Source organism: Roseburia sp., from assembly GCF_041325975.1.
GTDB classification, from domain to species: domain Bacteria; phylum Bacillota; class Clostridia; order Lachnospirales; family Lachnospiraceae; genus Roseburia; species Roseburia rectibacter.
Genome location: NZ_JBGLEJ010000005.1, coordinates 1,034,226 through 1,046,666, shown reverse-complemented (window position 1 = coordinate 1,046,666; position 12,441 = coordinate 1,034,226). Strand labels below are relative to the sequence as shown.

Annotated in this window: 11 protein-coding genes and 1 pseudogene; 11 read left to right on the top strand and 1 reads right to left on the bottom strand. The window is 38.8% G+C overall.

What is annotated here, in order from left to right:
- Window positions 1–14: 14 nt before the first annotated feature.
- Window positions 15–203: pseudogene (locus ACDD58_RS16180) on the top strand (YbaK/EbsC family protein); the annotation flags it as partial.
- Between the two features lie 34 nt (window positions 204–237).
- Entirely contained in the window at window positions 238–1,605 is a 1,368-nt protein-coding gene (locus ACDD58_RS16175; protein ID WP_370778409.1) for a GNAT family N-acetyltransferase, read from the top strand.
- Window positions 1,606–1,644: 39 nt separating this feature from the next.
- On the opposite strand, the gene ACDD58_RS16170 is transcribed toward ACDD58_RS16175, so the two are convergent.
- The gene (locus ACDD58_RS16170; RefSeq protein ID WP_370778408.1) at window positions 1,645–2,544 is read right to left on the bottom strand and encodes a DegV family protein; all 900 of its coding nucleotides are present in this window, start codon (window positions 2,542–2,544) and stop codon (window positions 1,645–1,647) included.
- Between the two features lie 181 nt (window positions 2,545–2,725).
- Between ACDD58_RS16170 and ACDD58_RS16165 the strand changes: the two genes are divergently transcribed.
- The 9 genes from ACDD58_RS16165 (at window position 2,726) to ACDD58_RS16125 (ending at window position 12,296) form a co-directional block, all read left to right on the top strand.
- Window positions 2,726–3,121 (top strand): hypothetical protein, encoded by a 396-nt coding sequence (locus tag ACDD58_RS16165; RefSeq protein ID WP_370778407.1) that lies wholly within the window; start codon window positions 2,726–2,728, stop codon window positions 3,119–3,121.
- Window positions 3,122–3,267: 146 nt separating this feature from the next.
- The gene (locus tag ACDD58_RS16160; RefSeq protein WP_055039029.1) at window positions 3,268–3,645 is read left to right on the top strand and encodes a hypothetical protein; all 378 of its coding nucleotides are present in this window, start codon (window positions 3,268–3,270) and stop codon (window positions 3,643–3,645) included.
- 151 nt (window positions 3,646–3,796) lie between these two features.
- Window positions 3,797–4,240, top strand: coding sequence for a GNAT family N-acetyltransferase (locus ACDD58_RS16155; protein WP_370778406.1), 444 nt, complete (start codon window positions 3,797–3,799; stop codon window positions 4,238–4,240).
- A 490-nt stretch (window positions 4,241–4,730) separates the two neighbouring features.
- The gene (gene ltrA / locus ACDD58_RS16150) at window positions 4,731–6,026 is read left to right on the top strand and encodes a group II intron reverse transcriptase/maturase (protein WP_370778405.1); all 1,296 of its coding nucleotides are present in this window, start codon (window positions 4,731–4,733) and stop codon (window positions 6,024–6,026) included.
- A gap of 113 nt (window positions 6,027–6,139) precedes the next feature.
- Window positions 6,140–7,009, top strand: a complete 870-nt coding sequence (locus ACDD58_RS16145; protein WP_370778404.1) for a radical SAM protein — start codon at window positions 6,140–6,142, stop codon at window positions 7,007–7,009.
- A 67-nt stretch (window positions 7,010–7,076) separates the two neighbouring features.
- Window positions 7,077–7,766 carry a response regulator transcription factor gene (locus tag ACDD58_RS16140; RefSeq protein ID WP_005427500.1) on the top strand — a complete coding sequence of 230 codons (690 nt, stop codon included), beginning with the start codon at window positions 7,077–7,079 and terminating at the stop codon, window positions 7,764–7,766.
- Entirely contained in the window at window positions 7,742–9,007 is a 1,266-nt protein-coding gene (locus ACDD58_RS16135) for a sensor histidine kinase KdpD (RefSeq protein ID WP_118210568.1), read from the top strand. The genes ACDD58_RS16140 and ACDD58_RS16135 overlap by 25 nt, the downstream gene beginning before the upstream one ends.
- 173 nt (window positions 9,008–9,180) lie before the next feature.
- Window positions 9,181–9,855 carry an ABC transporter ATP-binding protein gene (locus ACDD58_RS16130; RefSeq protein ID WP_008368866.1) on the top strand — a complete coding sequence of 225 codons (675 nt, stop codon included), beginning with the start codon at window positions 9,181–9,183 and terminating at the stop codon, window positions 9,853–9,855.
- Complete coding sequence (locus ACDD58_RS16125) at window positions 9,852–12,296, top strand: ABC transporter permease (RefSeq protein WP_370778400.1); 2,445 nt, start codon at window positions 9,852–9,854, stop codon at window positions 12,294–12,296. Before ACDD58_RS16130 ends, ACDD58_RS16125 begins: the two co-directional genes overlap by 4 nt.
- Window positions 12,297–12,441 lie beyond the last annotated feature (145 nt).

Sequence of the window (12,441 nt, the reverse complement as noted above, 5' to 3'; positions counted from 1 at the left end):
CAGGATCGCACTGCGGTGGAGTGTGCCCGTTTGGAATCAATGATGGTGTGGAGGTTTATCTCGATGAAAGCCTGAAAAAATTTACGACAGTATATCCGGCAGCGGGAAATGACCATAGTGCCGTAAAATTAACAATCCCGGAGCTTGAGCAGGTTGCCGGTGCAAAAGGCTGGGTTGATGTCTGTAAGGAAGAAAATGTTTAGACAGACCAAAGCATGAAAGGAACGATATTTTGGGATGAAAATTGGAGTGATTGCAGATGTCCACAGTAACCAGATTGCATTTCGGGCATGTGTGGACTACATGATAAAGGCGGGGTGTGAGGAATTTCTGCTTCTGGGAGATTTTGTTTCGGATACTGCCGGTGCAAAAAAGACGATGGAGATTCTCTATGAACTGATGGAGCAGTTTCCCTGTCATGTTCTGCGGGGAAACCGGGAAGAATATATGACAGAACAGCGTAAAGTCAGGGAACAGGAAGAGGAAGAAAAATACTGGATCGCAAATTCTGCCAGTGGTAATCTTTTATATACTTATGAACAGCTTACCCCAAAAGATCTGGACTTTTTTGAAAATCTTCCTATCACGTTCCGTTATGAAAAGGAAGGGTATCCTGCGATCATCTGCTGTCATGGTTCCCCTGTCAATACAAGGGAATTACTTCAGCTTGACAGTGAGCGGACAAAAGAAGTTTTAGATGAAATCAATACAGATTATCTGCTTGCAGCACATACGCATTATCCGGGAATGATGAGATATCATGGGAAAACCTATATGAATACCGGTTCCTGTGGAATTGCGATCGGTGATCCGGGATATGCACATGCTGTGATCTTAGAGTCATGGGAAAATGAATGGAAACCGGAATTTTTGCGTATTCCATATGATATCAACCAGGTGATACAGGATATTTTTGAATCAGGACTTTATGATATGGCACCGTGGTTTTTGAATAATAATCTCCATATTTTTCTGACAGGAACGGATCTGACACCGGAACTGGTAAATCTGGCTGCAAAATTGCAGAAAGAAAATGAGGCAGAAGAAAAGGTCTGGCCGCATATCGAAGAAAAATATTTTGCGAAGGCGGCAGATGCCTTGAAAATTCCGGATTATACATTTTTGCGATATATCCGCCCGGCTGTAATAGAAGATACGGAAAAGCTGTTAGAATTATATCATTCGATGATCGGCGGAGCGGCAGGCTGGAATGAATATTATCCGGGAATTGATACGATAGAATCAGATCTTTCGAGGAATGCACTTTTTGTGATGGAAAATGAAAAGGGGAAACTGATAGCTTCCATTTCCATAGATGCAGACGAAGCCGTAGACAGTTTAAAATGCTGGGATGAGGCGCTGCTTCCGGGAGCGGAACTGGCGAGACTCTGTATCAGAAAAGAATACCAGAATAAGAAACTGGCAAGAATGATGATGGCATATGCCATAAATGTCCTGCGGAAACAGGGAAAGAAATCTGTTCACATACTGGTACGAAAAGGGCATGAGGTGGCAATGCGTTCTTATGCGCATCTTGGATATGAGAAAGTGGGAGAGTGCAGTCTCTATGATATGCAGTTTATCTGCATGGAGAGGGCATTGTAGAAAAAAGGGCAGGCGAAATTGCCTGCCCATATAAAAATTTTAGTCTGCACCTAATTCTCTGTCTTTTGCCATAAAGAACAATGCAATGGTATCAGGCCCTACATGGCTTCCGGTACAGAAATCATAAGAAGTATTGATAAAATCGCGGACGGAAACTTTTTCCTGAATCTTATTCATGACATAGAGGGAGTCTTCGTAAGCGTCGGCATGTGCGATACCGATGATCTGTTTTTCCGGTTCTGTGATATTGTCACAGACGAGAGAGACGAGCTCGTTTAATGCAGCCTTTCTTCCACGGCATTTTTTATACTGGACAATAAAACCGTCCTTGTTTCCACGTAGGATCGGTTTGATATTTAAAAGATTACCGACAAGGGCGGTTGCTCCGCTTAAACGTCCGGTTTTGGAAAGATATTTTAAGTCTCCGACGGTAAATACACCGTTCATCTTTGCAGGGTACGTTTCTAAGATATCTGCTACTTCATCAATCTCCATACCTTTATCACGCATTTCACTTGCGTAGATCGCTAAAATTCCCTGTGCTAAAGAAGCATTGAGTGAATCGATCAGACGGATTTTTCTGCCGTTTACCGGATCACGCATCAGATCCTCCGCGGCAAGTCTTGCGGAGTTGAAATTTCCGCTGATATTTTTGCTAAGCGAGAAATACAGCACATCTTCGTTATTTTCCATGGCACTGCGGAATGCATCTTCAAATATGGCAGTGCTGATCAGACCGGTCTTTACATCTGCACCCTGGCGTACGGCATCGTAATATTCATGACCTTTCTGACGTTCCTCTTCCGGGGATAATTCCGGATCAAAACAGGTGACTTCTTTTCCATTTACAAAGTTGATAAAAGAAAGAACTTTGATCTTATATTTTTTTACAAGTTCTGCGGGAATATTTGCCGCAGAGTCAACGATAATCTGAAACATGATGATCTCCAATCCTATTAAATAGTTATAGTGTACAGTGTAAGCGGTTTTGAAAACTATGTCAAGTGGTTTTGGGACGTTTTCTTCTTTATTTCATAAAAGAGAATAATAGTATCATTGACGTTGACCATGTGGTATACTGCATTTAAGTAAATCGTAATTTGAAAGTGAGATGTATTTTATGAAAAAGAAGATTATATTAACAATAGCATTTGTTATTAGTTTATTATCAATGTTATTAAATCAATATGGTGGAATGAAAGGTGTACAAGAGATTAGAGGTTTAATTAGCTTGTATAATCCAATAGGCATTATATCTGTGTTATTTTTTATTATAGGTGTATGGATTCCATTTAAAAATAAAAAAATCAATAAAATTTTTGGTGGATTAGGAGTAGTAGGAATTGTAATTTCTGAAATATACAATTTCTTTACTTGGCACATAATGAATATAACAGGGAAAATGAGTATTCATAATAGTATCGAATTTGCTTTTCCAGAGTTTTATGTTGGATTGGTAATATCTTTAATTATGATAGCTGTTTATTTCTGCATTGATAAAATCGTAAAAGAATAACAACTTCCCGTTTATTGGGAAGTCACAGAGAACGAAAAATCGGAATTTGTCGGGAAGTTGCAGAGAGCGTAAAATCGGAATATTGCTGCTATCAATATTTGAAAAATTGTGCTGATTTAACAGAAGTTTTTATAGGAGACACGAATGTGATAACAGAAATAATTTTTTCGGATTATTATAGAACATTTTTATTGTGTATATTATCTATTGGGGTTGTTTTTTTTATGCGAAATGCAAGTATAAGAAAAAAAGTACTTGCATTAGCAGGATACGAATTTATTGTATTTTTACTTTTTCTTTGGATATTTATTGTATGCATAATTTTTACTGAATTTGATTATGAATCAATAATAGCTATTGTGCAATGGGAATTAAAGTGGATACTTTATTTTACAATAAGTATAATATTGCAGTTTGCAATGTACTATTTTTTCTGGAAAAAAAGTAAAATATTAAAGATAGTGACTTTACTATTTAGTCTTATTATTGTTATTGTCCCATTGCATGTATTTGATTTTACTTGAAATAACAAAATAAAAAAATGAAATCCGACAAATGCAAACTATAAAACAAATAGAGCAAACATAATCAGTTTATTTATATGCGTAATATTGTACAGACTTATGTGTATTGTATGAAAGAACGATAAAATTCCAATTTGATGGAGTAATGGATATGAAAATACGAGAAGTGAATGAGAATAAAAAGCAGTTTATATCCTTATTGCTATTAGCTGATGAGCAGGAAAATATGATTGATCGCTATCTTGAAAAAGGTACTATGTATGCACTTGAAGATGGTAATGTAAAAGCTGAATGTGTTGTCACCGATGAAGGTAACGGAATACTTGAAATCAAGAATATCGCAGTCGATCCGGAAAATCAGGGAAAGGGCTATGGCAAAGCACTAATTGATTTTCTTGTCAGTAAATATGCAGATGAATATTCTGTTTTGCAAGTTGGAACAGGTGACAGTCCATTGACGATACCATTTTATGAAAAATGTGGATTTGCCCGTTCTCACAAGATTCCCAATTTCTTTACTGACAATTATGACCACCCAATTTATGAGAGCGGTGTACAGTTAATAGATATGGTATATTTGCAAAGATATTTATAACTTCCAGTTGTGCGCCCAGCTAAGGGTGTGTAGTCAAGCCGGTGGGAATCCGGTTTATCCAAGGTTTAGCCAACCAGATAATAGCGAGTCTTGGGATGATGCCGGTAACGGCATCTGACAAGCGTAGACAGCAAGAAAGCAGGGTTGAATAGTGATTGAGCTTCGAAACGTTAACTTCAGTCGGTCGACGTCTTAACTGGTGCGGAAGACAATATCATATAATGCGATATGGCGAGTGTTATGTGGCACTGCGGAGTCAGAGAACCAATCATGTTTTATATTGTGAATACACATCAACTGGGGAGAACCTGCCGTTTCTCGAAAAAGAGTATGAAGTCACAACTGAAAACGGAGGACTTCAAATGAATGACAGGTAGTCGGACAATCTCATAGTACTGTAGAAATCGGGTAATGCCGATGGAGGGAAGGGGATTGCATAGTAAAGGTCTTACTGAGGACACATTATCCGTACTCAGGGACGGAGGAAATAATGGAAACGAAATTAGTAAGAATAGCTGAGATATCGGTAAAATCAAAACATCCTATATTTACATCAGTGTACCACTTGATAAATGAAGATATGCTAAAGCAATGTCATAAGGAATTAGATGGGAGCAAAGCAGTCGGAATCGACAAGGTAACCAAAGATGAGTATGGGAGGAACCTTGACAGAAATATCAAGGATTTAGTACAAAGGCTGAAAAACAAATCCTTTAAGCCACTTCCATCGCTGAGGGTATACATTCCTAAAGCAAATGGAAAGAAAAGACCATTAGGGATAGCTTCTTATGAGGATAAGATTGTACAAATGGCAGTGAAGAAAATATTGGGTGCTATTTATGAGCCAAGATTCCTAAACTGTATGTATGGATTCAGACCGAACAGAGGTTGTCACGAAGCGATAAAAGAGGTATATCAACGGATAAGTTATGGGAAAATCAGCTATATCGTAGATGCTGACATCAAAGGGTTCTTTGACCATATCGACCATGAGTGGATGATGAAGTTTCTCGAATGGAACATACAGGATAAGAACTTACTGTGGCTGATATGTAAATATCTTAAAGCAGGAATAATGGAACAAGGTAAATTTGAACCAACAGAGGAAGGTTCGGCACAAGGCTCCGTAATGAGTCCGATGCTTGCGAATATATACATGCATCATGTGTTGACGCTGTGGTTCAAACTTGTAGTGAAGAAGGAAATGCAGGGAGAGTGTTTTCTTGTCAACTTTGCGGATGATTTTGTTGCAGGATTTCAACATAAGTCAGAAGCTGAAAGATACTATAAAGAGTTAAAAGAACGAATGGAAAAGTTTAGTCTGGAACTTGAGAGTAGTAAAAGCAGACTGATTGAATTTGGAAGATTTGCAGAGCAGAGTTGCAGGGCAAGAGGGGAACATAAACCGGAAACATTTGACTTTCTGGGATTTACTTTCTACTGCAGCAAAAATCGAAAAGGAGGTTTCGCACCAAAAGTACAGACTTCAAGAAAGAAGTTTGAGCAAAAGGTCAGAGCCTATAAGAACTGGATTTATGATAATCGAAATCGACCGATGCGAGAGATAATCAAGGAATTGAATGTGAAGCTAATCGGACACTATCGGTACTATGGTGTTACATGGAATTTCCGAAAGATAACAACATTTTTACATAGGGTTCAGCAGTTTCTGTTTAAAGCCATGAATCGGAGAGGTTGTAGACGGGCATACACATGGAATGGATTTGTGGAAATGCTCAAGTATTATCCATTAGCAAAGCCTAAAACGTACTATTGCTTATATTAAAGTGAATGTTACTATGAGGAGCCGTATGCGGGAAAACCGCACGTACGGATCTGTGAGGGGCTAAGATTGAGAGGTCTTAGTCTACTCGACTGTAGAATTAGGGGAGAGTACATATGCATTTTGTAGAAGCAAAGGGAATTCTTTCAAGTAATAATGGAATGAATATATACAGAGGCTGTACGCATGGCTGCATTTATTGCGACAGCAGGAGTAACTGCTATGGATTTACACATGAATTTGAGGATATAGAGGTAAAAGCAAATGCTCCACAGCTTCTTGAAAAGGCATTAAAATCCAAACGCAAAAAATGTATGATAGGAACCGGTGCTATGTGCGATCCTTATCTTCAAGCAGAAGAAAAATTAAAACTGACCAGAAGATGTTTGGAGCTGATTGACAAATATGAATATGGTGTTGCAATTCAGACAAAATCTACCAGAATATTGCGGGATATGGATATTTTAAAATCAATCAACGCGAAGGCAAAAGCTGTTGTACAGATGACAATGACTACTTATGACGAAACACTCTGCAGGATTTTAGAGCCGAATGTTTCTACAACCCATGAGAGATTTGAAGCACTTATGCAATTTAAAAAGGCAGGGATTCCAACTGTCGTGTGGCTGACACCTATATTACCTTTTATAAATGATACAAAGGAAAACATCAATGGTATTCTTGATTACTGTATGGAAGCTGGCGTAAAAGGAATCATATGCTTCAACATGGGAGTTACATTAAGGGATGGAGACAGGGAATATTTTTATCAGGCATTGGACAGATATTTTCCAGGGCTTAAGAAAAAATACATCTATACATATGGAAATGCATATGACCTGGCAAGCCCTGATAACGAGAAACTTATGGATATGTTCAGAAAAAGATGTGCCGAAAATGGAATTATCTATGATCCAAATGAGTGCTTTTGGTATCTTCATGAGTTACCGGATAAATATGTTCAGATGTCTTTGAATTTGACATAATAACAGCCAGAGGTGGGAGTCATCTCCCAGCTGATATATATAGTTAATAAAGAGAGGTGCATATGCTATGCCAGGTATACTCGTGGTTGAAGATGATGAAAATTTAAATCGTGGAATTACATTCTCACTGAAAAAATCCGGATATGAGGTTTTTTCAGCAGAATCAATGAAAAAAGCGAAAAGAATTGCAAGTGATAATAATGTGGATGTTACCATTTGTGATGTGAATCTTCCGGATGGGAATGGACTGGAATTTGTAAGGTGGATGAGATGCAATTATAATACATACATTATTTGTCTTACAGCACTAGATCAGGAGATGGATCAGGTCATGGGATATGAAGCAGGGGCAGATGATTATATTACAAAGCCGTTTAGTCTTTCGGTACTTCTTTTGAAAATAGAAGCACATTTCCGCCGCAGACAGGAGAAAACGGAAGCCGGAAAGATGATTTCGGGAGATATCGTATTTATCGCAGGAGAAATGAAAGTCCTGATAAAGAGTCGTGAAATCAGTCTGACAAAAACGGAGTTGAAAATGCTGACTTTTTTTCTTCAGAATCCGAAACAGATTCTTTCAAAAACACAAATATTGGAAAATGTGTTTGATCTGGAAGGGGATTTTGTGGATGAAAATACAATCGCTGTCAATATCAGAAGACTCCGTGAGAAAATCGAAGACAATCCGGCTGCACCGGTCTATATAAAGAATATCAGAGGTCTTGGGTATATATGGAATCAGGAGGTAAGGCAGTGACAAAGAGATATCGCAAGAAGATTACAGTAGTGCTCTCCTTGGTATTACCTGTCATATTATTGTTTGCAATATTAAATTGCTTTACCACGTATGTGTTTTATGAAGATTATAAATATAAAATGAATCTTATGACAGAAATTGCAGCAAAGGAAAAATTTTCCGGGCTGGATGCTGTTTCGGAATTGCTTAAGGATAAGGATATTGAAACCAACGAACAGGGAAGGCGATTATTGGAGCAATATGGATACTGGGGAAATAAAGGGAATGTGTTTTATTCGCAATTCCGGCATCAGGTTATGGTGACCGGTGCTGTAAGCACTGTGATATGCGTGCTTCTTTTGATTATTTTATTTTATTGGAAGAAGACAGAAGATGCGTGTCATCAGAAAATTTTAGACCAGTTAGAAGAAATTCTGATCAGATTCCGTGAAAATAAATTTGATGATTTACTGAAAACGGAAAATCACGCTGAACTGGAAAAATTGAATGACCAGCTTGAAGCAATCGGACATCATATTCAGTTGCTAAAGGAAGAAGCACGGGAAGAAAAAGAGAGCACGAAAGAAATGGTTTCTGATATCTCTCACCAGTTAAAGACACCGGTTGCAGCTTTGGATACATGTTTTAGTGTGTTGATGCAGAATGACTTAAGTGCCACAGAACAGGAGGAGTTTCGTATTCGTTGTCGGAGTGCTCTGGATGGACTGGAGACATTATTGCAGTCGCTTCTTGAAATATCCAAGATGGAAACCGGACTGATTCAGATTAATAAGAAAAAACTTCCGCTTATGGATACTGTCATATCTGCTGTGAACCGTACTTATCCAAAAGCGGATGGGAAAGAAATTGAATTCGTTTTTGACTATGCAAAAGAGCTGGAAACATGCATGGTTGTGCAGGATAAAAGGTGGCTTGGTGAAGCTTTTATCAACGTTCTGGATAATGCGGTCAAGTACAGTCCGGGTGGTTCAAAAATATTTATCCGGTTACAAAAAAGAAACGATCTTGTAAGAATGGAAATTGAGGATCAGGGAATCGGTATTCCGCAGAATGAGTATCACAAAATTTTTCAACGATTTTACAGAGGAGGTTCCAGGGAGGTCAGGGAAGAGAGTGGCACGGGAATCGGACTTTTTCTATCGAGAGAAATTATCGAAAAACACGGAGGTATGATCACGGTAATCTCCGGCAAAAAGAAAAAAGGAAGCACGTTTGTGATTCAATTACCATATGTTGGTTAAATTTTAATTGGGCAGAAATCTTACAATTCTGTAAGATTTCTGCCCAATTTTTGAAAGTGAAATGAAAGATTATATTGCTACAATCAGCATGTAGGTTGAAAAATGATATATAAACAGGCAAAGAAAGTGTGCTGAAAAGGTACGCTTTACAGAATTGAAAAGGAGGTAAACACATGAGTGTGATATTAGAAACCAGGCAGCTTTGTAAGTTTTATGGCGCAGGTGAGAATCAGGTCAAAGCGGTCAATCAGGTGGACATTCAGATTGAGCAGGGAGAATTTGTCGCAATTGTCGGAAAGTCAGGTTCCGGTAAAAGTACATTACTTCATATGCTTGGAGGGCTAGACACCCCGACAAAAGGCAGTGTTACTTTAGCAGGGAAAGATTTATACAGGATGAAAGAAGATGCCCTTGCTGTTTTCCGTAGAAGAAAAATAGGATTTGTTTTTCAGGCATTTAATCTGGTTTCATCTGTTAATGTCTGGGAAAATATTGTACTGCCACTGGGGCTGGATGGAAGAAAAGTGGATGAAGCGTATGTAAATGATATTATTGCAACTCTGGGGATTGAAAACCGGATTTATAATCTGCCAAATCAGTTATCCGGAGGACAGCAGCAGAGAGTAGCGATTGCAAGAGCACTGGTGAATCGTCCGGAAATTATATTTGCGGATGAGCCGACAGGCAATCTTGATTCTAAGACCAGTGATGAGGTGATTGCCCTGCTTAAAATGACAGCAAAAAAATATGGTCAGACGATTGTAATGATTACCCATGATGACGAAATCGCACAGGTCGCTGACCGCATTCTGGTAATTGAGGACGGACAGGTGGTGGATTTCAGATGAGGACAATAAGCAGGATTGCATATAGCAATGACAAAAAGAACAGGACAAGAAGTATACTGATTATGATGTCCATATGTCTGACTACGATGCTGCTTGTGATTATCAGTACTGTGGGAAATGGAATGATCCGTTTACAGAAAAGTCAGGCGGCAGGCTCATATGGAAGCAATTATGGTTTGTTTGTCGCAGCAGATGCCTCGCAGTTAAAAGAAGTAAACCGCCGTGCGGAAATAGATGCTACAGGCACTATGTGCACCGAAGGTATCATAAAAGGCAACGAAAACGGTGGTTTTGTCTGCATGGATGAGACTGCAAGAAAAATGCTTCCCTATAATAAGGAATATGAGTTAAAGGAAGGAAAGTATCCGGGAGGAACGCAGGAAATTGCCGCAGGAAGAGCATTTTTTCGTGCAATGGGATATGATGATGTAAAGGTCGGAGATACGGTTACACTGGATTACCGCGCAGGGATGCAGTCAGAATATAAGCCGGAAGAATTTGTTGTCAGCGGAATCCTATATGATCGGGATGAGTATACCATAGAGGCATCTTATGTTGCTTTCGGGTCACAGGAGTTTTATGATGAGCACGTCGCAGAGAATGACAGACAGTATAATATTTATTTTACTTTAAATGATTCTGCAAATGTATCTATGAATAATATTGAACCGGTTATAAAGCAGATTGCAGCAGCTTGTGGAATCGAAGAAAAAAACGTTATAGTCAATGATCTCTATTTGCAATGGGTCTTGCAGCCGAGTTATGAAACGATTGCGGTATGTGGAATTCTGATTCTTGCAATTGTACTTTTCTCTGTTGTGGTCATTTATAATATTTTTCAGGTCGGTATTGTCAACAAGATACAGGAGTATGGAAAAATCAAGGCTCTGGGAGCGACAAAAAAGCAGATGAAACAACTGATCTTCAGAGAGGGCATTTTTTTGACCTTTTTTTCAATGCCGGTTGGATTGCTTCTTGGTTTTCTGATTGCAAAATGCGGTTTTAACTGGCTGGTAGAACAGGGAAACCTTGTATCAACCCAAACTGGCTCTATGGGAGTCCAAAATCAGCAGGTGCCACTGTTTTCCCTGCCTGTTATGCTTCTATGTATTTTCGTATCATTTCTTACCGTTGCTTTGGCACTGCGTAAACCAATGAAAATTGTTTCACGGATTTCACCTATCGAAGCAACACGGTATTTAGAAAATGCAGAAACACACAAAAAAGGAAAACGAAATGGCAGAAAAAATGTCACCGTGTTTTCTATGGCAATGGCAAATGTAATGGGTAACCCAAAAAGAACCATTGGTACCATCCTCACAATGGGGCTTTCCTGCACATTGTTTGTGATTATCTCTAATTATGTGGGAAATATTGACACGGAGCATGAAGCACGTCTTTCCGTTAATCATGGACAATTTGAACTGCAGCTTGACTATTCTGCTGAGTATGATGAAAGATATCCGGAGAATAATCTGGATACGATTCTGACGGATAATCCATTGAATGATTCGCTGATTGAAGAAATCAAAAGCATTCCGGGAGTGACAGATGTCATGACGAGAGAGATTGTCTCTATAAATTTGAACGAAACGAGATTTCCGGCTGATATTGTGAGTAAAAAGGATTTTGATTTTATGCGCCAGGACGGGGATATTGGCTCTATGGACTATGATCAGGCGGTAAAGAATGGTGATATTTTCTTTGGCTGGTCGGCGTGGATGGAACAAGATGGATATGCTCCGGGTGAATCCATTGCATTTGACTTTGAGAATGGAAGTGAAACCTATACCTATCAGGGGAAGATTGCAGGATCCTTTGTAAATGCGGACACTTATCTTGTCATTCCGGAAGGTGTATACCGTTCCATGAATCCGAGAGGAACAGCCTATGGCTATCTGTGGGTGGACTGTGACAAAAAAGATGTGGCATCTGTGGAGCAAAATCTGAATACATTGATTTCTAATACTTCACATATAAAAATGGATACTTATCATGCGCAGTTACAATATGCAGAAGTCGCAGCCCGTATGATGAAGCTTGGCTGTTATCTGTTTATGGCGGTTGTAGGACTCATCGGGTTTATGAATATGGCGAATACCATGATCATGAATATTACGACAAAAAAGCAGGAATATGGTATATTACAGGCTGTGGGTATGACAAATAAACAATTAAATTTATGCCTGCAGTTACAGGGACTGATTTTTACGGTTGGTACCATATGTGTAGCACTTGTCGTTGGTCTGCCACTTGGCTACGTGCTCTTTGCCTATGCAAAGCATAATGGGATATTTGGAATGAATGTCTATCATGTTCCAATTACACCAATTCTTGCTATGATTTTGCTGGTCAGCCTTTTGCAGATTGTGCTTTCCTGCGTTTTAAGCAGTAATCTGAAAAAGGAAACGCTGGTAGAAAGAATAAGGTATCAGGGATAGCAAGTATTGCTGGGATATCCTCAGTATCATAACAGGAATTAAAAGCACTTGGTTTCAAAAAGTTTTGTACTTTTGACAAAATGCAACCGATTTTTCATCAATTATAATAAATTTGATTAAGCAGCCTGTGTGTAATGAAGCATAC